We start from the raw sequence: 23,173 nt of genomic DNA on the forward strand, positions 1-23,173 counted from the left end.
GGAGCCGGGCCGCAAGGGTTAGAAAGTGGACGAGGCAGCGACGCGCGGCACGTTGGTTGTCGGCGGGGCGGCCATTGGCGGCGGCGCCGCGGCCGGCGCGGGTCCGGCAGAGCCGCCGTCGCTCGGGGCACTAGCGCCCCCGCCGCTGCCCCCGCTGCCCGATGCGGCGGAACGGGCGGTCTGCAGCAGGCGGCCGGCGGCCCCGGCTACCCCGCCGCCGCCCGGAGCGGCTACCTGCGTGGCCGTACCCGCGATGGAGGCGGCCATGCCGGCTACCGAGCCGATGAAGCCCTGCACGGCGGAGCCGCCGATGACCAGCGACGTCAGGTAGGGGGCCATGATGTAGAGGATGACGAAAATCAAGCACGCCACCATGTATTCCCCGCTGCGCTGGGCCGAAGCCACCGGGTTGGTCATCTGCGAAATGGCTGTGCCCGATACTTTGGCGGCGGTGTAGCCGTCGAACAGCAGATCCAGGATGGCAAACGTGACCGACCAGAGCTGCACGCTGATGAAGTTCTGCAGCCAGTTTTTCGCCAGCCCCGAAAACGCCGGAATGGCCGACAGGGTAATGGCAATCGGACCAGCCACGAACAGGAAGCCCAGGGCGAACATCCGTATGAAATACATGATGTTGCGAATGAGCATGATGGTGCCCTGCGTGAAAAAGCGAATCAGCAGCGACTCCAGGCTGAAGGTGGTAATGGCGTCGTAGGCGTTCTTGAACTGCTGCATGGATTGCTCCACCAGCTGCGTCATGGTCAGGTCGCCGTTTACCACCGCGTTCGGGTCGGCCAGCGTGGGCGTCGGGTCGGCCAGGCGCTCGATGAACTGGTAGGCCGAAGAGCCGTTCAGCGGCGCCCGGATGATGGTCGTAACGGCGCCGAGCCCGTCGCCGATCAGCGGCACCAGCGAGCGGTAGCTAGTAAGCAGAATGAAGACGAAGATGAGCCGGAAGATGGGGCTCAGGTCGATCTGCAAGGAGCCTGACTGCAGGTAGCCACGGCAGATGGTGTACGTGAGCGTAATCATCATCATGATGGGCAGGATCTGATTGCGACACATCGCCAGGACCGTGCGGGCCGCGTTGTAAGCGGCCTGCGACATTTCTGGTTGCAGGTCGGAGCCCCCGATACCGAGGACGAGCAGCAGTGGCTGCTGCAGGGTCAGGGCCGTGCTCATGGGTGCACCTTGCCGGCTTGTAAGTCTTCCACGAACACGTCGACGGCAACCGGCAATTGGTTCTCAAAGACCAGGTCGTACAGCAGCTCCCCGTTTTGCGGGTCGCGCTTCTGCTTGCCGTTGGCGTCGCGCTGGGGCACCGGGCGGGCAAACTGATACTGTTTTACCAGGTCGTTGAGGTAGTTGCGCTCATAGGGCTTGGAGCTGAGGATGGCGTTCATCTGGGGCGCCGCTTCGAGCACGAATACTTTGGCGTTGCTGCCCTTCTTGATGAAGAATTCCCGGTAGGTACCGCCGGACCGCATGGAGGCAATCAGCGACATTTCATGGGGCGTGAAGCCCAGCGGCGCGGCCAACTGGTTCCACTCCGCTTCGGATTGGTGCAGCAGGATGATTTTGGTGGCCGAGTTGGTGATGAGCGTCTTGCCGATGGGCGACTTGACAATCTCATCGATGCCCTGCGTGATGATGCCGATGCTGCCATTCGTTTTGCGAATGGTGCGGTACATATTCTCGATGAAGTCCTGCAGCGAGCCGCTGAGCATGCTCCAGGCCTCGTCCATGAGGATGTACTTGACGTCCTTTTTGTACTTGAAAAAGAGGTCGAGCGACAGTTCGGTGATAAGCATGGCCACCACCGGGTAGAGGGTAGCGTCCGCTTTCACCTTGTCCATGTCGAAGCAGATCAGCGGGTAGTCCGACAGGTCCCGGTCCCGTTTGGCGTTGAGCACCTTCGCGTAGCGGCCCCCGGTCACGTAGTCGGAGAGCACCAGGAAAAACTCGTTCATGTTCACGAACGTGATATCCTTCTGGTACTGGCGCTGCCGGGTGGCCAGCCCCTCATCTTCCGCCGAGAGCTGCATCATGGCCTCGTGCGTGGCCTGCACGTAGCGGTAGAAGCCTTCCAGGCCGGGGAAGGCCTCGCCTTCCTTGCCCAGGTTCGGCTGCTCGTTCAAGTGGGCGTAGTAGCCATCCAGGAAGCGCGAGAGAATGGTCTGCTCGGCCTTCTGCAGCACCGTGTCCTTGGTATGCTTCCAGAGCGTGGCCAGCAGGGCCAGGTGGAAGTTTTTCTTGTTGCTGATTTCTTCCCCCCGCTCGTTTACGGCCTCGTTGTAGAGCCAGCGCCCGTCGCTGTTGCGCGGCACGAAGAAGGGGTTAAACTCAATCGGATTGGCCGGGTCGTACGTGAAGTAGCAGTTTTCAAAGTCGGCGCCCGTGAGCGACTGCACCACGTTGCGGTAGGAGCCGCCCACGTCGATGATGATTTGCCGCGCGCCGGATTCGAAACGCTGAATGATGAAATTGCCCATCGTGTACGACTTGCCCGAGCCCGAGGGGCCAATCGTGATGGAATTCTGGTTGTTCTGGGTCGTGTCGAAGAGGTTCACGCGCACCAGGTTGCGGAACCGGTCGCAGATGTACTCCCCGCTGCGCTCCGGCCGGTAGGTCGTGGTCCAGTGCACGTAGCAGCTGGCCCGGTCGGACGAGAGCGGTATCCAGCGGTCGGGAATCTGGAAGGCGTTGCCCGGCAGCGCCCCGAAAAACAGCGGCAGCGTCAGGAAGCTCTCGACGACAGCCTCGGAGTCGTACATGCCGCGCAGCGCGGCCGACGCCTTTTCCAGGTTGTTTTGCCGGCGCACGTCGTCGGTATCCCATACCAGGCAGGAAAGGTGCAGGTCCACCAGTTGCTTGTTGCCGTTGCGCACGTCGAGCGACAGCTCTTCGATTTCGGCCACGCGCAGCAGGTTGTCCTGGGTGGCCAGCGAGGACAGGGAGCTGTTGAGCTTCCGGTCCCGGTCCAGCTCATCCAACTTGTCTTTCGTGTCGTGCACCAGCACGGCCTGCGTCAGGATGTGCGGGAACTGCAGGTAGTGGGTCATCGGGAAGAGCATGGGCGTCACGACTTTGCTGTCGTTGTGGACCCAGGGATGCACTTCGGTGCCCTGGCCGACCATGCTCACGGCCGATACCTTCCGCTCGCCCACGGCCAGCGTGCCGATTTCATTGACCATCTCCCGCGCGAGGTGCTTGGGCTGGTCGGCAAATTCCAGGTTGAAGTACTGCAGGTAGAGCTGCTGCACTTCCTGTTCGTTGAGGCGTTCGAGCGTGACGCCCGGCACGGCGCGCAGGGTCTCTTTGAACTCGGAGGCGGCCCGCTCGGCCAGCTCCATGCTCTTGACGACGGTGGCAAACCGGTTTTCCCCCAGCAGGTCGCCGGCGCGGTTCACCAGGGCGTTGAGGGCGTTGGTGCGGCGCGGCGCTTTGGCTTTTTTCGCGTCCGACGTCGGCGCGGCGGCGAAGCTTAAGAACACGTAGGATTGGTGGTAGAGCACCAGCCGCTCCCCGAAGAAACGGCCCATCCGGTTGTTGAAATACGCGCCCTCGCGCATCTGGTGCTGGTAGGGCTTGTCGTAGTACACATCCGTTTTCTGGAACACCGCCCCGACGGGCAACGACTTGAGCGCGGCAATGAAGGCCGCGTGCGAAGCCGAGTAGGCATCCCCGTCCCACTGTTCCATTTCGGCCGCGTGGAGGCGGAAGCCTATGCTTACCCGGCCATCTTTCAGGATGACTTTATCGTCTTCGAACTTGAAAACGGGGTTAGCTCCGGTCAGCGGAGCGCTTTTTACTTTTTTCATGTGGCGTGGGAATCGCCCCCAGCGTCAGGCGCCGGGGTTGTTGGAGGTTGAAGCTCACGTAGCCCATCAAAAAGCCGGGGGGCTTGTGCTTCGCCAGGTACTTCAAGCCGAAAAACAGGCCCAGCGACGTCAGCAGCAGCACCAAGTAGACCCAGGCCGGAATGCTTATCACCAGGCCCAGCACGCCGGTCAGCAAGCCGCCGACGATGAGGAGCCCAAAGACGAGGCCCAAATCCTGGATTGCCAATCCGAGGACTTGGGCCGGTCTTTCAATGCTTTTATAGGTTTGCATTGAGAGGGTTGAAGTGTTTATTCAACACCACCGCCGCTCATGCCGCCGGCGTTCTGCACCAGTTGGTTTTTCAGCACCTGGAAGCCGAAGAAGAGCAGCACCCCGCCGATGAGCCACATGAGCGAGGTCATGGCATCGGGTTCGCCCCCGATAAACTTCTTCACGGTTTTGACCAGGCCCACCATCAGGAAGATGGCGAAGAGCACCTGGCCGATGCCGATAACCGTGGTCTTCACGTTGTTCAGCTGGGTGACGGTGTTGCTGCCGGCGCCCTGCGCCCACACGTCGCCGTGCGCAGCAGCGAGGCCGAGGAAGGCAGCCCAGAAGCGTTTTTCCCACGAACCCATGCGGCCCCACGAGGCCGGAAAGGTGGCGCCTGCAGCCAGGACGCGTGCGGTGGTGTCGGCCGCAAACTGCTGGGAGCGGCGCGCGGCGCGATTCAGAGTGGAGGTAATCATGAAAAAATGGGTAAGGGGTGAAAAAAATGGTTGTTGATCGGGGTGCCGACGCCCGAGGATGGCCATTGGAAAGGGTTAGTCCTCAACTTCTTCCAGCTTGGGCTGCCGGCGCTTGGCGGGCCTCGCAACCGGGAGCTGGTGAACCGGGACTACTTCGGTGGGGAGCGGGCCGTCTTTCAGCACCACGCCCGGCAGGGTTTTGCGCTGTTTCTGCAGCTGCTCCCGCTGCGTTTGCTGCTGGGCTTCGTAGGCCGGCGCAGCCGTATCGTAGGGGTTGTCCATGAGGCGGCGGCTCTGCTCGCGCAGGGCCCGCTCTTTGTCGCTGAGCTGCGGCGGTGCCGCCGCTGGAGCGGCCTCGACTACCGGGGACTCAGCGGGCGTTTCCGTTAAGCTTTGGTCGTCATTTGGTGTAACTTCCGTTGAACTCTCTTCGGGCTCTTTTTCCTCAACGACCGGCGCGGGCGCCGGCGGCGTGGTCAGCTTGTGGTAGACATCCCAAACCGAGGCCAGCTCGGGGGTGACGGGCTCGAAATCCACGAGGTCGTAATGCAGCCGGGACGTGGCCGGATGGTTCTGGCCGGGCGGCAGCAAAGAGGGCTTATTAGGCTCTGTTGCCGCTTTTTTGGTCCCTTGACGCTGCACCCAGAACGCGAATACCGCCAGGGCCACGAGTGCCGCTGCGAGCAGTAGAGCTGGGCCAGTATGCGCCATGTGAGGGGAGAGATAAATTTCTGCCAAACATAATTAAAAACTTCAGCAAAGCTAAATCAAAGTTATAGCAAAGTAATACTTTTGGAGACCCAAGCTGCGAGACTTTTTCTGGCCGGTAGGGATTCTCCAAAAGTTTATGCAATTTTTGCCTAAAGTTTCCGGCGACTTTGTTACCGGACGCCCGTACTCCAACGACCACCTACGCCAATCTTTCGCCCGTACCCATGTCCAAATTGAAGCCGCGCGCCTTCAAAGACCCGAAACTCGCTGTGCCTTACAGCGAAGCCGAGGAGCTCATCAGCGCCTATCTGAATTCCCTACCCCACGGGGGCCTTAAGGAGTATGCTGAGACCGGCGAACCCGGCCTTAGCTACACGGCCCTGGTTACCTTAAAAAATGGCAAATCCCAGCGGCCCTCTCCTTTGGCGGTCCAGCGCATTCTGCGCACGCTCGGGTTTGAAACGGAAGTAGTCAAGAAGAAAGAGCCGGTCAAGGGCGCCGAAGCGGGCGCAACCAAGCCGGTGACTACCCACCAATTTACCTTCACGGACGCTAAAGGGCTGGCTGCTTTTAAAGAAGCATACCAATCCCATGTCCACCCCGACGACGAACCAGCAAGCCCCGCCCCGACGGGAAAATAGCGCTGACGAGCTCGAACACTTCAAGCAAGATATTTCGCTGGTGGGCTACGCCACCCAGCAATTGGGTTACACCATCAAGGAGGAAAGTCGCCGCGGCGACTGGCATAAGCTCCACAAGGACGGCGAGACCCTGATCGTGACCCGCAAGCAAGACGGGCACGAGGTTTACATGAATCCCGGTGATGACCGCGACAACGGTTCCATCATCGACCTGGTGAAAGCCCGAGGGGGCAGCCACGGCCAGGGCCTGAATCTGGGCCAGGTGCGGCAGACCCTTCGGGCCTATTTGAATGAGGACGGCCCCGCCCGCGACCGGGCCGCACTCGACGCCTTGCCCCGCCCCGCGCAGCCTGCCGAGCGCCTGCCGGTGCCGGAGGGGATGACGGACGCGGAAAAGCGCAATTTCCTCATCGGCGAGGCCCTGGGCCTGAAGCCGGAGCTGACCAACCGCGACTACTTGCACAGCCGCGGCATCACGGACAGCACCATCGACGCGCCGGCGTTTACCAACCGCGTGTTCACGGCGCAGAACGGCCACCACCAGAACACCGCTTTCCCGCTCTACAACGAGACGGGCATTTCCTCAATCGAGGAGAAGAACACCAACTTCAAATCCATGCTGCCGCTCCCCAAGGACGGCATTTGGGTCAGCCAGCCCACGGCAGGCCGTGGTACGCCGGTGGAGCGCGTGGTCGTCACCGAGTCGGCCATCGACGCGATGAGCAAATACCAGCTGGAGCAAAGCGGCGGCAAGGGGCCGAACACCATGTACGTGGCCACGTCGGGCAACGTGACCGAGCGGCAGTCCGAGCTGATCCAGCGCCTGATTGACCGGCAGCGGCCCGCCGAAGTCACCCTGGCCAACGACAACGACGCGGCCGGCCGGCGCTTCAACATCAATTACCTGAACGACCTGCAGCCCGCCCGCAAGGAAGGCGCCGTGGCCGGCCTGCCGGTGTACGAGCAGGCGGCCCCGCCCATCACCTGGCACGCGACGGCCGCCGGCAAGTACCACACGGGCCTGCGCATCGAGTTCAACCACGACAAGGCGCACGAGGGGCGCACGGCCATTGCCAATCTCACCGAGCGCATTGCGCAGCTCAACGGGGGCGAGCAGCAAGCCGACCAGCCGCCGCTGTCTATGTCGGTGGTGCGTACCAGCTCGTCGCAGTCCGTGGTGCGCGTGGGCGCGGCCAATTCGGACATGCCGGCCCTGGAGCTGCTGGCCCGGGAGCAGCACCAGCAGCGCGAGCAGCGCCTGCCCGAGGCGGAACGGCAGCCGGCCCAGTTCTTCAAAATTGAGTACGCCCAGAGCAAGGACTACACCCGCGACCTGGAAATGGTCGCGGCCGGCATGACGCCCGAGCAGCGCGCCGCCCAGGCGCAGCGGGAGCTGCAGGAGAAAGAGCGCATCCAGCAACTCAAAATGCAGGAGGCGCAGCAGCAGCAGCAGTTGGCCGAGCAGCAGCGCCAGGAGCAACTGAAGGCCCAGCAGCAGCAGGAACGGGAGCGGCAGGAGCAGCTGGAGCGCGAGCGGCAGCAGAACAGCCCGGAGGCCATCAGACAGCGGCAGGAAGAGGACCGCAAGCTCAGCCAGTTCATGGTTGGCGCCGCCGCGGCCGATGCGGGCTACTCCCAGGCCGTGTACCCGCCGCCCGTGCGCGCCGACGCGCCCGGCGTGGACCAGTCGCTCATCATCGACCCGCGCAGCCTTAACCGGCACGTCGAGTTGACGGTACCGGGTACCAGCCCCGATCAGGAACGGCAACTGCAGCAGCTGGGCCAGCAGTTGCAGCAGCTCGGCATGACCCCGGGCACGGTGACGTCGGAGCGCGGGGAAACCTCGCTCATCGTCGCCTACCGCATCGACCAGCCGGAGCTGCGCCAGATTCACGACCGCCTGGCCACGCTGGAGCAGGACCACAAGGATTTGAACCTGATCCAGCCGCGCGCCGTGCTGGCCGAGCGCACAGACCGCGTAGAAGGCGAACGGGTAGGGCCCGCGACGTGGGAAACCAGCCAGTTGGCTGCCACGGAATTGTACCGCCAGCGCGAGCCGGAACGCCGGCAGGATGCCCGCGACCTGCGGGCCGAGGAAGGCGTCGACAGAAGCATTCAGCAGTACTCCGACCCGCACTGGCACGGTGAGGGCGGCCGCACCCCTTCCGCGCAGGCCTGGCTCACCGGCCGGGAAGGCGAAAAGCTAGGCGAAGTGCCCGGCGCAGCTGGCCAGGAGCGGTACCTGCTGATCAATACCAGCGGCATGGACGGGCAGACCGGCCGCCCCCTGCACGCTTCCTTGGGGGACCGGCTGCACGAGGCCGGCGCGGGCGTAGTCGATGTGCAGGTGCGCCCGGCAGCCGGCACGGAGCTGGAGCAAGGGCAGGTACGGGTGGCCTACCACCTGGGCCAACCCAGCCTCGACGCGGTGCACCACGAGCTGGAGCAGGCCCGCCTGCGTCCCGGCGTTAAAATCATCGGCGGCGAGGCGCAGCGGGCCGAGCGGGTGGACGTGCTGGCCGGCCAGTACGTGCGCGAGAACAATACCACGCTGCCGGCGCTGCGCGCCGAGTGGCAGCTCGACCAGGCTCCGTCCGCGGAGAAGTTCGCCCAGGAGAGCCGGGAGGCCTACGCCCCGCCGGCGCAGGTGCCCAACCCCCAGAGCGAGCTGAAAACGTCGCCGTACTACGACCCGAACATGAACTACGGCCACGCCCTCGATACGCCGGTGCGCGTGCTGCAGCTGGAAGTGGAAGGCAAAGGCGCCGAGCAACAGCAGCAGCTGGCCGAAGCGGGCCAGCGCCTGAGCCAGGCCGGGGCAACGGTGGCCGACGTGGTGACGGCCAACGACCGCACGTATCTGGCCGTGTCCTACCGGGCCGATCAGCCCAGCTTTACCGATGTGTCGCGGGCACTCGATCAGGAAGCCGCCCAGGGCGTGACGCTCACCGAGCCGTACGCCGCCCGGTTCATGCGGCAGGCCGCCGTGGAAGATCAGGACAGGGCCTGTCACCGGGAGCTGAACCCCTACGGCCCGACGCACATTCGCCAGGGCGACGAACTGGTGCCCAACCCGGCGCCGGAGTTTGAGCGGGCCCGGCAGCTGCGCCAGGAGCAGGGCCTGCCTACGCTGGAGGACGAGCGTGCCCAACGGCAGCGGGAGGCCGAGCAGCGCTACGCGCAGAACCCCCTGACGCCGGAAGTCGGCCCGGGCCAGCCCACGCCCCCCGGCACGCCGGAGCGCACCGCCGTAGCCGAAGTAACGCCCGATCAGGCCGAGCGCCAGCGCCTCGCTGATCAGGCCCAGGTACGCGCCAACGAACTCGACAAGGTGGCCCCGCCCGCGGAGCTGCCCAAGGAGGAAACCGAAGACCAGAAGGCCTTGCGCGACCGGGCCCGGGAGTTGGCCGCCGGGGGCAACCAGCTGGCCATTATCAAGGTCGAGGAAAAGGTAGACCGTGGCCACGAGCAGGAGCCCGGCAAGGCCGAGCGCATCCACGGCGCCATCGAGGCCGCCGGCGCCAACGCCAGCGAGGTGAAGAGCGTCACCACCGATGACGGCATTCGCCACTCGGAAATGTCGGTGACTTACCGCACCGATCAGCCGACCATCAAGGACATTTCCGCCACCCTGGACAAGGCCGAGCGCAGCCAGGGCGTCGAGGTCCTGGAGCTGCCCGAGCACAAAAACGCCCGACAGGAAGCCGCTTACCAGGCCGACAAAGCCCGCGACGAGCAGCAGGTCGGCCGCTAATCCGCATTCATCTTTTTTCCCTACCGCCCCCAGGGGCACAATCCCTTTCTACCCATGGCATACGAAGCCACCGGCAAGCTGCACGAGAAGTTCGACACGCAGCAAGTCAGCGAAAAATTCTCCAAGCGCGAATTCGTTATCGAAGTCGTCGACGGCCAGTACCCCGAGCACATCAAGTTTCAGCTGGTGCAGGACAAAACCAGCCTGGTCGATGCCTACAAGGTGGGCGACGAAGTGCGCGTGCAGTTCAACCTGCGCGGCCGCGGCTTCAACAAAAACGGCCAGATGCTTTACTTCACCAACCTGGAGGCCTGGCGCATCGAGGCGGCCGCCGGCGGCGGCCAGGCGGCCCCGGCGGCCCGCAAGGACGCGCAGCCGCAGCGCCCCGCTCCCATCGCGTCGGACGACGACAACGACCTGCCGTTCTAGTGCCGTTTCTCACGCAACAAAAAGCCGCCCTGGTCTCCCGGGGCGGCTTTTTGTTTTCAAGTAGTGACAGATGGAAGGTACGTGGTCGTATTGTCCATTGAGTTCAGTAAGTGATAAGTTTAAGGAGCATGTCGTAAATCAAGCTATTCATGTGATGGTTGTATTCAGGTATATTTTCGTCTGGTAGGTTGCCGTGATAAATATCGTTCCGTATGCGAATGAGAGTCTGAAAGTCTATCGCGTAATCTTCGGCATCAAGTCCCAAGAAACTGATCAGGCTGCTAAACTGATCAATTAAGCCCGTCTTTCGAATGAAAGTAACTTTGTTACTTGCGTTTGCTTCGAAATCTTTAACGTCCGAATCTTCTACAATAGAACTGATGGACTTTATTGCATCTTTTATTATGTTGTCTCTTTTTCTCTTGCCAACAGTGAAGCTGTATTCCTCCTTTATTGTTAGTTGGTTGTCTTTTATAGGAGTTGCCATGCAGTAGTTTCTGATTTTCTCGATGATGTTGTAATAAATCATAAACCGGGATATTGAGTCTACTTCCTTCGATCTAATCAGTCTCGTTGTTGTATCTGCTACTAAAAGCTCATGTGCGCAGAACGCGTCATAGTCGATTCGTTCAATGAAGTTATAGAATGTCTCAAGTTTTCTTTCAAGGTACGAGTCAACCGACTTGTCGCTAGTAGGTTCTGAATACTTTATCAGTTCTTTTGTACGGTATTTTTCGTGCGGTTTGATTCGCACTTTGGCGTGAAAAAAGTCAATCCTTTTTTCCCAGAACAGCGACATGAGCTGACAGACTTTGGTGCCGAGTAAGATAAATTCTTCCGCAGATACCTCATCTGATTCCTCTGTAAATACTAGGTATGGGTCTCTGATTATAGTTATTTCGCGGCCGTGAATTGCTTCGTATTGGTGTTCAAACATTAACTTGAATGCGACTGGGCCAAGCCGAACAGTCCTATTGTTGTTCTCATAAAGAAGAGGGTCTTTATCTTCAATGTAAGCTACGAATGTGTATTTGATATAATTACTGATATGCTGTATAGCGTTTTCTGTCAATGTGAATCGGCCATTATACATGAAGCCTCCAGGGTCTAAAATAGATATGTTGTCTATGGTAAGAACAACGGGTTGCTTGTCATGTAGATAATAGTGGCTTTCTTTGATTTTGATAAGCATACTTTCTGATAAATCTAGTATGCTTCGGAAATTCCATTTATCCTCAGTGGGTTCTGGTTTTATCAAGCTCAGGATATTAATCCCTTTTTCTAATAGGTATTCTAATTTTTCAAAGATGTATTCTTGGTGGTCGTAATAAATGGTGAGCTTGCTGTATTGTGGCTTGATTTGGTTGAACCACAAACTTGAGTTGTAAACTCGCGTGTAGTCAGTTGTTGTATGGCCGTAATTGTCCCCAAATACTTCTTTGTATTGCTCAAAGTCTAATTGTATTTTAAAGTCGTATCGAAAGAGTTCCGACATATCGGTTTGAGCAAGCGCTATTTAGTTGTGTAGTGCTGCGTTTTAGTAAAGCGGCAACAGCAGACCCTCTGCGGAATTTCAAGTATACCACTATTCTATCCTTCCTGAGACGCTTCAATCCTGGGATTCTGGGCGAGACTTGACTCTGGGCGTGCCCTTCGGGCCGGGCTGTACGGGGCTGCGCTGCGCTCCGGTCCTTCGGACTGAACCCCTCCCATCCCGCACGCAGCAGGTGGCGCAGGGGTGCTGAGATTGTGTTTTGCAACGATTGGGGCAGTAGGGAGAAAGGGCGCGCGGCTCTTTATTGTGTTGTATTTTTTACAACACAAGTCCCCGAGAAAGCGTATATATACTTAGAAAGCAACCTATTAAACCCCTTTCTTTCTTATGGCAGCCAAGTCCAAAACCCAGCCGACCGCCCCGAAAAAGTCCGTTTACGAAATTGTAACGGCCCGCATCATTGAACAGCTCGAAAAGGGCGTCATCGTGTGGAAGCAGCCGTGGGCCAACCGTGCCCCCGGCACCGGCATCTGGCCGACCAACTACGCCACCGGCCGCGCCTATTCTGGTTTCAACGCCGTGTTTCTCAACTTCGCCGCCGCCGGGCAGCCCGCCGTGTTCATGACGTTTAACCAAGCCAAGGAAATGTGCGGTACGGTCCGCGCCGGCTCCAAAGGCTTTCCCATCATTTTCTACCAGCCCGCCCGCCGCAAGGCCGAGCAGGAAGGCACCGAGGAAACCGAGAAGAAGCAGCAGCGCGGCGTACTGCAATACTTCACGGTGTTCCACTACTCGCAGATTGACGGCATCGAATTTGACCTGCCCGCCGTGCCGGCCGAGCCGCAGATTCCCACCCACGAGCAGGCCCGGCAGCTGCTGGCCGCCTACACCACGGCGCCCCAGCTTTCCCACATGCACCAAAAAGCGTATTACTCGCCCCGGCTGGACTTTGTGAACATGCCCAAGCCGGAAACCTTCGTTAGCCCGGACCACTATTTTTGCACCCTCTTTCACGAGTTCGTGCACAGCACCGGCCACGCCAAGCGCCTCAACCGCGAAGGCATTGCGCAATTTGACCGGCATGGCAGCGACCAGTACGCCAAGGAGGAACTTATAGCCGAGTTCGGCGCCTCGTTCCTGTGCGGCTTTGCCGGCATCGACCCCGGCATTTTGGGCCACAATGCCGCCTACATTGCCAACTGGCTGCAGGTGCTCAAGAACGACCCGAAAATGATTGTTTCGGCCGCCTCGCAGGCCGAGCGGGCCGTGCGCTACATGCTGGGTGAGCAGCCGCAGGACGCCGAGCCGGAGCCGGCCGAGCAGGAGCAGGAGTAACCCCGGGCGCTGCGGCCCCGCCCACCCGGCAGCGGTGGGCGGGGCCAAGCGGCGCGGGCCGGGATTGGCGCGGGCGGGGCATCGAGCCCCGCCCGCGCCAGGACACGAAGCCAGGGAGGCGTTGCGCATGCCGTTTCGGGAGAGGCGGCATTTTTTGTGCCCTGGGACCAGGTGTGGGGCAGTAGCGGGGAAGGTGCAGGGCGGGCAGAATATACCTGCTGATTAGGCCCGGAGCAGGCAACGCGGGTAGGGCTAAAGCGTTTAGTAATTAAGGGATTAGCTAACGATACTGGTATGGTTCGCAGCACGGATATTGAGTTGGAAGGGCGGCAGGTGAAGGTGTACCGCAACCTGAATAACGGCTTGTGGTCGGTGATGCTCGGGGAGCGGGTCGTTGCCCACCTGGCCACGGTCAACCTGCTGAACGTGACGTTCCGGGTGCGGCCGGCAGGCCGGTTGCGGGTGCTGGCCGAGCAGCGGCGCAACGTGCACGCCTACGCCCTGGGCACGTTCACGGCGGCCGAGACGCCGGCGCAGGCCTTGGTGAGCTACAACCCCTACCGCGCGGCGCATTTTTACCTCGACGCCGACCAGTCGCCCATCACCCACGCGCTGCACCTGCGCCTGACCGACGGCAAAGCCTACGCAACCCCAGGCGCGCTGCTGGCTGCGTAGCCGCGCACGGGTGAAGAGTGGGGCAGTTGGGGGGAAGATCCAAGCTAAGTCAAATACCGGGTTTATATTGTATTTATTACAACATAAAGCGGTGTATTTTCGTTAAATAAGTATCTGTAAACCAATAGCGTAATTCCCTTTCATGGTACACCTGCTTGACAACAACGACGCGTACCGGGTCGATTTTCAACTGTTCGACCAACTGGTACTTATGGGCCTGACGTCGGTGCAGGACAAGCTGCTGCCGCTGGTCGAGGACGTAGACCCCACCCAGCCCATCGGCAAGGCCACGTTGTGGGGAATGCCGGTGCCCATCTTCCGCCACCGCGTAGCCGAGAACGGAATGCAGCTCGTGGTAGCCGATTCGGCGGCGGGCATGCGCTGGATGCGGGCCGACTTTGTCCACCTGACCGGCCAGGCGCCGCTGACCGGCCCGAAGCTGAAGTGCGTAGGGGTGTTTCTGCTGAAAGCCTGAGCCATGTTCGCGTTGATTCTACACCCGGCCGCCGCTCCTCAGGAGGTAGCGGTGGCCGACCTGAACTTGTGCGACGAGTCCGCCGGCGGCTGCTTGGGGCGCTGGCAGCTCGCGGCGCAGCTGCTGGAGCAAGAGCCCGCCCAGGTGGGCATCATGGAGGCCGGCGCCGATTTCATCATCTACCGCCAGTGCCAGGGGGCTCGAAACCCGGCCGCCGAGCAGCTGCTGCCGCGCTTCCTGATCGGCGAGGTGTTCGGCCAGGAGGATGACGACCAGTGCCGGATTTTCGGGCCGGTGGTTATCCTGACCTGCCGGGCTGACGTGCGGCTGCCGGCCCCGGCCCAGGGCCTGCAGGACTTTCGCCGGGCCGGCTTGCTGGGGCTGGCCTGGTGCCGGCTTTGGGGGCGTGGCTAGCAGCTGCGCAGGAGTTGAGAAGGCCGGGTTATCCGGCCTTTTTTGTTGGGGGCAGGCCCAGAAAATCAGTAATTATATATTGTAAAAAATACAACATAAGGGCGGCAGTTTTCGTTTAATAAGTATAGAGCAAGACGCTCAGAACCAAACGATAAAGCCATGAGCATGTCCCCTGATTCCGCCTCGTTAGGTACCCCGATGCTGGCCGCGCGCTTTGCGCAGGCCCGGGCCCAGGTTGTCGCCCAGCTGCAACCGCTCGGCCAGGCCCGCCTGCTGCAAATCAAGACGCCCTTGTCGCAGGCGCCGACCGTGGAGCCCGACAACAAGACCAGCTTCAAGTTGGAGCAGCTGTACCGGTTGCTCAAGTGCGACCTCGTTTCGGTGGTGCACCTGGACGACGCCTTGCCCGGCCACATCCTCATCTGCGACGAAGACGTGCTGGCCAGCAGCGAGGCCGTGTGCAACCTGGTGGCTTCCCTGCTGGCCGGGCACCCTATCTACGGCGACGTGCTGCTGTGCCGCGACGAGCAATTCCAATAGTCCTATCCCCTTCTCAGATCCTATCCGCCATGCTTTCCACTGCCTTTCATACCGTAAGCCGCCCGTCCCACCTGACCGCGCTGGGCCGCAAAGTCGATGCCTGCAAGAAGCTCGCCGCCCGGGAGCGGCGCAAGTACGACACCCGGACTTACCAAGGGTTGGCCGAGCGCCGCCTCGACCAGGCCCGCCAGGACCTGCGCCTCGCCAAACGCAGCATTTACAACTAAGCCCCTGCCATGTTTAAGCCTACCGTAGTGACCGACCGGGCGCAGCTGCCCGCGTCGCTGAGCTGGAGCAACCCGCTGCCGGTGCCCGCCGTCGGTGCGCAGGTAACGGTGCTCATCAACAACCTGGGCCCGGCCACCGTCCGCGGCTATCTGCAGCAAGACGGATTCTTGGGCGTGTGGGTGCAGGTGCACAACCCGCCGGCGTGGATGGTGCAGCAGACCCGGGGCGATGCGCACGGGGCCGCATTCGGCCGCGAAATCGAGTTGTCGACGACTCCCCCGGAAACGGATGAAGAGGACGACGGCCCGTACATCGCGCCGGACCCATTCGACCGCCACGATGAAGTACCGCTCGATGCTGAGCAGGACGATGAAGAGAACGACTCCGACCACCGCGGGGAGTACGGGCCTTATGAGGATGTGGGCGACGGCCGCGACTACTACGATATCGAGTACGACCGTTAATTTGGCTGAGCCTTTCTATTACACCGTTATGGATACCCCTTCCACGCGTTACCACGTCTTGGCCGTGGCCGGGCTGCTGCTGGCCGCCGTCGTACTGTTTCGGGACGAGTTTCCTGATTGGGCCCGCTGCAGCGCCATGCTCCTGGCCCTGCTAGGAGCTCGGCGTCTCGCCGACGCCGTTTGGTCTCGCACCATCTGGTGGGGCGCTACCGGCTGCGCGGCCTTAGGCTTAGTGCTGTCGGTGCTGCTGGGGTCCACCCAGTAGTAGCATCATTTTCTTAATGGTGGCGACGGGCCATCTATTAATAGCCCCTGCGCTCCGTGCGCAGGGGCTGTTCTGTTACGGGGCAACTGCTCTTATTCGGCCGCTGGATATGGCAGGAAACTGCTCAGCTGCTTGTCGATTTCCGCCAAGGCCCTGGCTTCCGCAGCCAGGTGCAGCGCCCACAGGCGTTTGAAGGAAACGCGCGTGACCGACTTTGCCTGGAGTACGAGTTTAGGTGCGGTGACCCTGCGGGCTATGTCGCCGGCGGGGACTCCTTCATCGATTGATTCTTTGTTGTCCACGAACAGCACGACGCACCGGCCGCCCCGGTGCTTTGCACTCTCGTAAATGAGGCCATCAATTTGACCACCGGCATACATATACCGCAGGTACTCGCAAACAATCTGGGTCGGCACGTACTCGATGTGGACGTCCTTTTTAGAAATTGGTTTGCGTAGGTCCTGAACGAAAGCATTAAGAAAGACAATTCCTTCTCGCAAATAATTGGCATTTCCGTTGTAGCCTGGATTAAATAGACTCGGGAATTTAAATGCCATCGAAAAATCGATCAGACGGAGTGCCACACGGTTGGTAAACGAGCCGTACGTCACCGAAGAGGCTTTCCAATCATAGTCGACAATTTCTGCCAGGCACGTTTCTTTATCGAAAGCACCGTAAAACATTGAAATGCCGGCAGGGCTCATTCGGTTTGCCTGGGCGTATTTGTCGGGCGGAGCCCCCAGCGAGTCGGCGTTTTTGGGAGCTTCGTTTCGCATATGTTGGCGGGCCCTGACCAGGTTCAGGCTACCCGGCGGGTATTCATGGGTAATCTTAAGCCACTTAATAAGCTTGCCCACTTCCTTCAATACTTCCTGCGGGTGCAGGCTATCCGAATCAATGTCGGAAAACAAGCGATGGTTTTTCTCGCTGAAAAAGACAAACCGCATTCGGTGCTTGACGATTCGGCTAAAGGATTGCCACCCGTACCGCATATAGTCTGATTGCGGCAAAATCCAGTCCTGTCTAGCCCATTCTTTCGTTTCTATTTCCTTGCAAATAGCTTCGATTATTTCATAAGGATCAATAGATGTTTCGCTTTCGATCAGCTCATTGGTATCAATGGGTGGTCCGAATGGAAACCGGTCTTCATCTGGGTTATACGGCAAATCAGATTGCCACAATGGCTCATATTCCCGCCTTAAATCCTGCTCGATACGCTGGGCAATAGCAGCTACGTCGGCGCACTTTCTTGATTCCTGGCAAACGTCGCATAATTGGCGCGTGCCGGTTTGGTTGATAAATGCCCTCAGGTATTGGTCTGCGAAATGCTTGCTGCAAACGGTTTCGATAATCATACGGGCCAGCAGCTGCTGTTGAAAGGGTGATTGCTCAAGGTAAGCAGTTGGCGTTTCACGGTTTGGCTTGCCCTTCCACCGCCCAGGAGGCATCTTCTACCTGGAGGCCCAAGCCGAGCACATCGTCGGCCAGGTCCGTTATGTAATGGGCAAGGGCGTCGTCGCCCAGGTGCATGCTCACCTCAGCGCTGATCATCTGCAGGCAGGCGGCGTGGTAAGCCAGCTGCTGGCGCAGCCGCTGCAGCCGTAGCTCCTCGATGGGCGTATTGCGGCTAGAAAACTGCGGTAGGGCCTGTCCCGGCGCCGGAACGTACCGGAAGATGGCTACGTGCTCGTCGTGCTCTTCTGCCGGTACTACGGGCTTAAACCCAGCACGCAGGGCTACCCGCTCGGAGGCCTCGAAGGCTTCCGGCCCATAGTTGCGGCTGATGGTGATGCGCTGCTCCGTGCGGTCCTGCAGCAGGTGGGGTAAAATCACGTCCTGCAGAGCGCGCCGCAGGTGGCCCTGCCCCTGGGCGTCCGGCTGCACCAGCCAGTGCAAATCTTCGCCATGATCAACGACAATGCCCACGTAGTGCTGCGCGCTGTCGCGGATCAGGTAAGCCCGGTAATGGGGCGGTAGGGCGGAAGAGTCGTCGGGACGGGGCGCCCGCAGCCAGATTCGGGCCTGCACCACGGTGTCGGTCAGCGGCCGCAGGTACAGCGTTTCGGGGCCTTCCGCGCCGTTGGCCCGGTCCACGAGCTGGCTGAGGGTTTCATTCGTCATTATTGCGGGAACTGATGCCAACATTTTGTGCAATGCTAGGCAGAATTTGGCGGACTTGATTGCTAATTATATTGGATTTTTTACAACATACAAAAGCGCGTTTTCGTATAATAAGTATCTGAACGATAATACGTTGTTGTATGGAATACTTCATTTCCGACCGCCAGAAATCACTGTTTCGCCCGGAGCGCACCATCTACCAGGTGGACGACTGGGCTAGCATCGAGAAGCACCACGAGTTTCAGTACCTGGGCTTGCAGGACGACCCGCGGCACGACCACTACGGCAAGCCCCTGGTGTACGACTCGGCCGAGCAGGCCCCCACCCTGACGCACTGGAAGCTCAACGTGGCCCAGTGGGAGCGGTTCGCGTGCCGCCACCGGCTCAGCAGCGACAAAGCCTGGATGCTGGACGAGATTATCAAAGACCTGCGCCGCCGGGCCTGGATAGCGGGCCATCAGCGCGAGCTGGACTACCGCTGGCACCAGGCGTTGGAGCAGTACGAACAGGCGCAGCAGGCCGCGGCGGAGCGCCACCAGCAGCGGTTGGCCGAATTCCACAGCCAACCTTTTCCCAGCCGGTTGGCCAAGCCCGCAAAGGGAGTAGTAGTGCAGACAACGCTCTTTTGAGCGTTGTTTTTTTATTGAGTTGGTTTAGCTTTGGAATAACAATGGTGCAACTTTGTCCGCGCCGTCATGGAATGGTAGATCTGAGTTTAGGGGAAGGGAAGGGCGAGGACCTGACCGCGTTGGATTGCCCGCGCTGCGGTGAGGCCATGCTGCACCACGCTGCCATCGAAGCCATCTACCCGCTGGCCATTCAATGGCAGGTTCAGTGCGCCGAGTGCGGCGCTGAGCAGACGGGCTGGGAGTGGCGCGAAACACCTATCCGGTTTCCCGGCGACGAATGGCAGCCTGACCAGCTGCTAGCGGCTTGGTGTCTGCTGCACCATCGGTGCTAACCTGCAAAATTGCATTTAGGGGCAGTTGGGGCGGAATGATTCAGCTTGCTAATTATATTGGAATTTATACAACATAAGTAGCAAAAAGCGCGTTTAAATAGGTAGAAACGCACTTTTTGAAGCTATGTTGAATCCCGAATACTACCCGACCCTGCCCCGTGAAATTAAGTTGTTACTTGAACCCTGGTTAGGACAGGCCCCGGAGTGGTGCGAGCGGATTCGTGACTACCGCATGCGGCGGCCGGCGCTGGCCACCATGAACATTCTGGAGCCCAGCGCCGGCAGCGGCCATATTCTGGATTGGATGGTTGCCCACATCGAGGAGTGCGAGCGGGGCAGCTACGGCTGGGTAAAGAGCAAGCGCATGTATGCCTGCGAAATCGACCCAGAATTGAAAGCCACGCTGCAGGGCAAAAACTACAAAGTCATCGGAGACGATTTTCTGAGCTACCGCGGCAATCATCAATTCGACCTGGTAGTGATGAACCCGCCTTTCTCCCAGGGCGACCGTCACGTACTGCACGCGTTTGACATTGTCGCGCCCGGTGGCCACGTCGCCGCGCTGGTCAACAGCGAGACGCTGCGCAACCCCTACACGGAAACCCGGCAGCTGCTCGCAAAGCTCATCGAGGACCACGGCAGCAGCGTTGAGCTGGGCCAGGTGTTCATTGACTCGGAGCGGCCTACCGACGTGGAAGTATCGCTTATCCGCCTGCAGAAACCGGCCGAGCGCGACCGGCTCAACTTCGAGTTTCGCGGCCGCTCGCGGGAGCGGGGCCCGCAGCTCACCGAGGAAACGTTTAAAAGCGCGGTGGCCGTCAAGGATGTAATCGGCAACATGATGCTGGGTTACGAGCAGGTGAAGGAGGCGTTTGTTGACTACATGCGCGCCCGCCGCGCCCTGCAGCATTACAGCTACGGCCTGCTAAACCAGCACCAGGAAATCCAAAAGATGGCCGACGAGGCCATTACCGAGGGCGGCGAGTCGCTGCGGGCCTGCTACAACCACTTCAGCGACGAGCTCAAGCAAAGCGCCTGGGGCCAGGTGATGCACAAAATGGGGATTGAAAAATACCTCACCTACCAGGTGCAGCAGGATTTTGCCGCCTACGGCCGCGCCAACGGCTTCATGGATTTTACGAAGGAGAACGTTGCTTCCCTCATCGAATTGGTGATGGAAAACAAAGGCCAGATCATGGAGCAGGCCGTGGTAGCCGTCTTCGATGAATTCACCAAGTACCACAAGGAGAACCGGGTGCACGTCGAGGGCTGGAAAACCAACGACCGCTGGAAGGTAAACCGCAAGGTGATTCTGCCCCGGTGGGTGCGCTGGGATGATTGGAGGCGGCCGGCCGACTTGAAGCAGTACGGCAGTCATTTCCGCCTCAACAGCCACCAGGAGTACAACGACATTGATAAGGTCATGTGCTACCTGACGGGGGAGGACTACGATAAGTGCTACACCATCGAACGGGCGTTGGAAACACGTTTTCAGCGCCTCGGTAAGGTCTACCCCGGCTCGACCTTTACCGATACCTGCGAAAGCCAGTTTTTCTACCTGCGCTTCTTTAAGAAAGGCACGTTGCATCTGGTCTTTCGGGACGAAAAGCTCTGGGAGGAATTCAATTTACGGGCCTGCGCCGGTAAGCTCTGGCTGCCCGAGCACGAAATGGAAACCTACCGCAAGCGCAAGCACTCCCCCTTTGAGCAGCCCGCCGAGCCGGAGCCCACTCCGGCACCGGTGGCCGCGCCCGGGCCGCGGCTGCTGGAGGCGCCCGGCACGCCGGCCAAGCCTGGCGCGCAGCTGAGCTTGTTCGGGGCCTTCAGCGACGAGCCGCCGGCGCTGGCCGCCTAGGGGCCAGCTGCCCCGCTCTTTTTCCCTACCGCCCAACCTAACCCCGCAGGCATGAATACCCCCATCACCAACCTTGGACAGGTTAAAGTCGCCCTGGAAGCTGGCCAGAACGCTGACGAAGTCTTTGCCAGCTACTACGATTCCCAAGAGCCCGAGTCTATGAAGAAGATCCGGGAGCAGTTCTTAAAAAGCATCCCCCTGTTCGAGCAGGCCGGTAATCACAAAGTCGTGGCCAACTGGCGCAAGCAGGTCCAGTACATTGACGAGGCGCTGAGTCGACGGGCCGGTGCGCAGGCCGATGCAACCAGCGGCCAGGCCCGCTAAAATATTTGGTAACGGGTGGAATGGGGAATTTACCTTGCGGCAACTCTCCCATTCCACCCATTTACACCATGTCAGAACCCGCAGGTTTTAACCTTTACGAAGACATTGCCCCGGTTTTTGAATACCTGACCAACCGCCTTAAGCGCGTGCAGGAAGAAGCTCAGGGCGCTGGCGTAGAGCAGCATTGGCAGAACCAACACAAAGCTATTGTGGCTATGCAGTTGGGAGAGCTGCAGATGCAGTATTATGCCTTCCGCAACATCTATCTGTACCACAGCGTCGAGGACATGAAGCGCATTCAGCGCGAGCAGGAGGCCTCGGGGGACGACGAAAGCCGGTTCAACGGCTTTAGCATAATCCCCCATACTTGGGAGATAGTCAACAGCGTAGTGCGCGACGGCTACGTGCATCTGCACCATGCCGTCGAGGATATGTTTCGGAACTTCAACGCGCACGCCAAAAACGAACCGTACGCCCGACTTGGGGCGCGCCCTCGCAATTCCATTGATTTCGTGGACGTGTTCAACAAGGAATTCGGCTTCGATCTCTCCATTGAGGGGCCACGTCTGCCCAAGAAAGTGGGAGGGCGGCGCGGAAAGAAGGCAGCGGCGAAGGTGGTTATGATGCCCGGCGCAAACCTGCTGCCCCGGCTGTTTAAAAAGCTGTACCCGCGGTTAGATAAAATCCGGACCATCAGCAACTGCGTGAAGCACCAGGGCGGTATTCCTACGCGTGAGCACAACGCCGAACTGTACAAGCATTTGCCCAATCTGCCCGAGCGGCGGTTGCTGGCCATCGACCACATGGAATTCCTACAGGACTTTGACTACGTGCTGCAGTTTGCCGCGCAGTTCCTGAACTTCTATGATGATTTGATGGCATACGTGCTGCTGCGCCGCGAGCTGGCCAGCGGCGCGGCGCAGGCGGACCCTACGGCGGCGCAAGCGCGTTTGGCAACCCTGAAATCAAGTTTGACAGGTTATGCTACCATGTTCAAGCATGGCACATTCGGCGATTTGGTGACGCACTTGCAGGACCTGGTGACGCGGCAACGTGCTCGGGCCCTGCCGTCAGCTGTTACAGCCCCTCACGGACCCCACGAAAATGATGTTCGGCCCGAAGAATTGAGAAGCGACGCCGCCACTTCGTAAGCCCTTTTCGGCCGAGTAGAAAATTAGCTGCTAACTATGTTAGTAGCTAATTTTTTTAGCGGTCCGTATACTTGCAGTTCCCACATAGGAGCTGAGTATGGATGACGTAGAGATTTTGGGCGTTGCTCACGAGCCGGTTTGGCTTATTGAATGCGATACGCGGGTGCCGGCAGGCTTTCCGTCGCCGGCCGCTGATTACGCCGGGGAGAAAGTGAACCTGTCGGAAATCCTGTTGCCGCATCCTGATTGCACGTACCTGGCCCGGGTTGCCGGCGAGAGCATGGCCGGCCCGCCCAGCCACATTCCCGACGGGGCGCTGCTGGCCGTGGACTGCGCCATCGAGGCGCGCAGCGGACACGTCATAGTGGCTGCCGTCGAGGACGGGTTCACCGTAAAGCGGCTGGAGTACCGCGGCAGTCAAATCTGGCTGGTACCGGACAATCCCGCCTTTCCCCCGCGCCAGATCCACGAGCAGGACCGGTTTCGCGTCTGGGGCGTGGTGACCCACGTAGTCACCGAGCTGATTCACGGCAAGCTGCACCAGCACGTCCGCACCCGCAACGTCATGCAGGCCTGATCATGTTCGGCTTACTCGACTGCAACCATTTTTACGCGGCCGTACAGCGGGCGTTTGATCCGAGCCTCGACGGCCGGCCCGTCGTGGTGCTGAGCAACAACGACGGGTGTGTGCGACCTGTTGCCTGCGAACTACATAAGCAGGCGTTCTTTAGCTCGGGCTAACGAATAACTATCTGTCTGGTGCA

General features: G+C 60.0%; 26 protein-coding genes. 18 read left to right on the forward strand and 8 right to left on the reverse strand.

Going from position 1 to position 23,173, the window contains the following annotated elements; all coding sequences use genetic code 11:
* Window positions 1-18: 18 nt before the first annotated feature.
* The 5 genes from FDY95_RS23455 to FDY95_RS23475 all read right to left on the reverse strand — a co-directional run bounded on the left by FDY95_RS23455 (window position 19) and on the right by FDY95_RS23475 (window position 5,162).
* The gene (locus tag FDY95_RS23455) at window positions 19-1,182 is read right to left on the reverse strand and encodes a hypothetical protein (RefSeq protein ID WP_138081708.1); all 1,164 of its coding nucleotides are present in this window, start codon (window positions 1,180-1,182) and stop codon (window positions 19-21) included.
* Entirely contained in the window at window positions 1,179-3,821 is a 2,643-nt protein-coding gene (locus FDY95_RS23460) for a VirB4 family type IV secretion system protein (protein ID WP_138081710.1), read from the reverse strand. The genes FDY95_RS23455 and FDY95_RS23460 overlap by 4 nt, the downstream gene beginning before the upstream one ends.
* On the reverse strand, window positions 3,784-4,113 hold the full coding sequence (locus FDY95_RS23465; protein WP_138081712.1) for a hypothetical protein: 330 nt from the start codon (window positions 4,111-4,113) through the stop codon (window positions 3,784-3,786). The genes FDY95_RS23460 and FDY95_RS23465 overlap by 38 nt, the downstream gene beginning before the upstream one ends.
* A gap of 17 nt (window positions 4,114-4,130) precedes the next feature.
* A complete protein-coding gene (locus FDY95_RS23470) occupies window positions 4,131-4,571 on the reverse strand; it encodes a hypothetical protein (protein WP_138081714.1) in 441 nt (146 codons plus the stop codon).
* 75 nt (window positions 4,572-4,646) lie between these two features.
* Complete coding sequence (locus FDY95_RS23475; protein WP_171025823.1) at window positions 4,647-5,162, reverse strand: hypothetical protein; 516 nt, start codon at window positions 5,160-5,162, stop codon at window positions 4,647-4,649.
* Window positions 5,163-5,506: 344 nt separating this feature from the next.
* Between FDY95_RS23475 and FDY95_RS23480 the strand changes: the two genes are divergently transcribed.
* The 3 genes from FDY95_RS23480 to FDY95_RS23490 are packed head-to-tail and all read left to right on the forward strand — an operon-like array spanning window position 5,507 to window position 10,106.
* The gene (locus FDY95_RS23480; protein WP_138081718.1) at window positions 5,507-5,923 is read left to right on the forward strand and encodes a hypothetical protein; all 417 of its coding nucleotides are present in this window, start codon (window positions 5,507-5,509) and stop codon (window positions 5,921-5,923) included.
* Window positions 5,874-9,677, forward strand: a complete 3,804-nt coding sequence (locus FDY95_RS23485; RefSeq protein ID WP_138081720.1) for a toprim domain-containing protein — start codon at window positions 5,874-5,876, stop codon at window positions 9,675-9,677. Before FDY95_RS23480 ends, FDY95_RS23485 begins: the two co-directional genes overlap by 50 nt.
* A 54-nt stretch (window positions 9,678-9,731) precedes the next feature.
* Window positions 9,732-10,106, forward strand: a complete 375-nt coding sequence (locus FDY95_RS23490; protein ID WP_138081722.1) for a DUF3127 domain-containing protein — start codon at window positions 9,732-9,734, stop codon at window positions 10,104-10,106.
* A gap of 103 nt (window positions 10,107-10,209) precedes the next feature.
* Here FDY95_RS23490 and FDY95_RS23495 read toward each other — a convergent pair whose 3' ends face one another.
* Window positions 10,210-11,601, reverse strand: a complete 1,392-nt coding sequence (locus FDY95_RS23495) for a hypothetical protein (RefSeq protein WP_138081724.1) — start codon at window positions 11,599-11,601, stop codon at window positions 10,210-10,212.
* Window positions 11,602-11,988: 387 nt separating this feature from the next.
* Here FDY95_RS23495 and FDY95_RS23500 point away from each other — a divergent pair, with 387 nt between their 5' ends.
* The 8 genes from FDY95_RS23500 to FDY95_RS23535 all read left to right on the forward strand — a co-directional run bounded on the left by FDY95_RS23500 (window position 11,989) and on the right by FDY95_RS23535 (window position 15,997).
* Window positions 11,989-12,936 (forward strand): ArdC family protein, encoded by a 948-nt coding sequence (locus tag FDY95_RS23500; RefSeq protein WP_138081726.1) that lies wholly within the window; start codon window positions 11,989-11,991, stop codon window positions 12,934-12,936.
* 294 nt (window positions 12,937-13,230) lie between these two features.
* Complete coding sequence (locus FDY95_RS23505; RefSeq protein ID WP_138081728.1) at window positions 13,231-13,611, forward strand: hypothetical protein; 381 nt, start codon at window positions 13,231-13,233, stop codon at window positions 13,609-13,611.
* Between the two features lie 142 nt (window positions 13,612-13,753).
* The gene (locus FDY95_RS23510; protein WP_138081730.1) at window positions 13,754-14,086 is read left to right on the forward strand and encodes a hypothetical protein; all 333 of its coding nucleotides are present in this window, start codon (window positions 13,754-13,756) and stop codon (window positions 14,084-14,086) included.
* Between the two features lie 3 nt (window positions 14,087-14,089).
* Window positions 14,090-14,500 carry a hypothetical protein gene (locus tag FDY95_RS23515; RefSeq protein WP_138081732.1) on the forward strand — a complete coding sequence of 137 codons (411 nt, stop codon included), beginning with the start codon at window positions 14,090-14,092 and terminating at the stop codon, window positions 14,498-14,500.
* A 165-nt stretch (window positions 14,501-14,665) separates the two neighbouring features.
* Window positions 14,666-15,040, forward strand: coding sequence for a hypothetical protein (locus FDY95_RS23520; RefSeq protein WP_138081734.1), 375 nt, complete (start codon window positions 14,666-14,668; stop codon window positions 15,038-15,040).
* A gap of 29 nt (window positions 15,041-15,069) precedes the next feature.
* Window positions 15,070-15,267, forward strand: coding sequence for a hypothetical protein (locus FDY95_RS23525; protein ID WP_138081736.1), 198 nt, complete (start codon window positions 15,070-15,072; stop codon window positions 15,265-15,267).
* Window positions 15,268-15,276: 9 nt separating this feature from the next.
* A complete protein-coding gene (locus FDY95_RS23530) occupies window positions 15,277-15,732 on the forward strand; it encodes a hypothetical protein (RefSeq protein WP_138081738.1) in 456 nt (151 codons plus the stop codon).
* A gap of 28 nt (window positions 15,733-15,760) precedes the next feature.
* Window positions 15,761-15,997 (forward strand): hypothetical protein, encoded by a 237-nt coding sequence (locus FDY95_RS23535; protein WP_138081740.1) that lies wholly within the window; start codon window positions 15,761-15,763, stop codon window positions 15,995-15,997.
* A gap of 92 nt (window positions 15,998-16,089) precedes the next feature.
* Here the strand turns inward: FDY95_RS23535 and FDY95_RS23540 are convergent, their stop codons facing one another.
* Both FDY95_RS23540 and FDY95_RS23545 read right to left on the reverse strand, forming a co-directional pair.
* Complete coding sequence (locus tag FDY95_RS23540; protein WP_171025824.1) at window positions 16,090-17,352, reverse strand: HEPN-associated N-terminal domain-containing protein; 1,263 nt, start codon at window positions 17,350-17,352, stop codon at window positions 16,090-16,092.
* 55 nt (window positions 17,353-17,407) lie between these two features.
* The gene (locus FDY95_RS23545) at window positions 17,408-18,118 is read right to left on the reverse strand and encodes a GNAT family N-acetyltransferase (RefSeq protein WP_138081744.1); all 711 of its coding nucleotides are present in this window, start codon (window positions 18,116-18,118) and stop codon (window positions 17,408-17,410) included.
* A gap of 140 nt (window positions 18,119-18,258) precedes the next feature.
* Between FDY95_RS23545 and FDY95_RS23550 the strand changes: the two genes are divergently transcribed.
* The 7 genes from FDY95_RS23550 to FDY95_RS27165 all read left to right on the forward strand — a co-directional run bounded on the left by FDY95_RS23550 (window position 18,259) and on the right by FDY95_RS27165 (window position 23,150).
* Window positions 18,259-18,747: a hypothetical protein gene (locus FDY95_RS23550; RefSeq protein WP_138081746.1), complete on the forward strand. Its 489-nt coding sequence runs from the start codon at window positions 18,259-18,261 to the stop codon at window positions 18,745-18,747.
* A 146-nt stretch (window positions 18,748-18,893) separates the two neighbouring features.
* Window positions 18,894-19,079 carry a hypothetical protein gene (locus FDY95_RS23555; protein ID WP_138081748.1) on the forward strand — a complete coding sequence of 62 codons (186 nt, stop codon included), beginning with the start codon at window positions 18,894-18,896 and terminating at the stop codon, window positions 19,077-19,079.
* Between the two features lie 124 nt (window positions 19,080-19,203).
* Complete coding sequence (locus tag FDY95_RS23560) at window positions 19,204-20,934, forward strand: class I SAM-dependent methyltransferase (protein WP_138081750.1); 1,731 nt, start codon at window positions 19,204-19,206, stop codon at window positions 20,932-20,934.
* A 51-nt stretch (window positions 20,935-20,985) separates the two neighbouring features.
* Window positions 20,986-21,258, forward strand: a complete 273-nt coding sequence (locus FDY95_RS23565; protein WP_138081752.1) for a hypothetical protein — start codon at window positions 20,986-20,988, stop codon at window positions 21,256-21,258.
* Window positions 21,259-21,326: 68 nt separating this feature from the next.
* Window positions 21,327-22,409, forward strand: a complete 1,083-nt coding sequence (locus FDY95_RS23570) for a hypothetical protein (RefSeq protein ID WP_138081754.1) — start codon at window positions 21,327-21,329, stop codon at window positions 22,407-22,409.
* A gap of 97 nt (window positions 22,410-22,506) precedes the next feature.
* Window positions 22,507-22,986 (forward strand): LexA family protein, encoded by a 480-nt coding sequence (locus FDY95_RS23575; RefSeq protein WP_138081756.1) that lies wholly within the window; start codon window positions 22,507-22,509, stop codon window positions 22,984-22,986.
* Window positions 22,987-22,988: 2 nt separating this feature from the next.
* Complete coding sequence (locus FDY95_RS27165; protein WP_138081758.1) at window positions 22,989-23,150, forward strand: Y-family DNA polymerase; 162 nt, start codon at window positions 22,989-22,991, stop codon at window positions 23,148-23,150.
* The last annotated feature ends 23 nt before the right edge of the window (window positions 23,151-23,173 follow it).

Origin of the sequence: Hymenobacter jeollabukensis (genome assembly GCF_005771675.1) — a bacterium.
Taxonomy (GTDB): domain Bacteria; phylum Bacteroidota; class Bacteroidia; order Cytophagales; family Hymenobacteraceae; genus Solirubrum; species Solirubrum jeollabukense.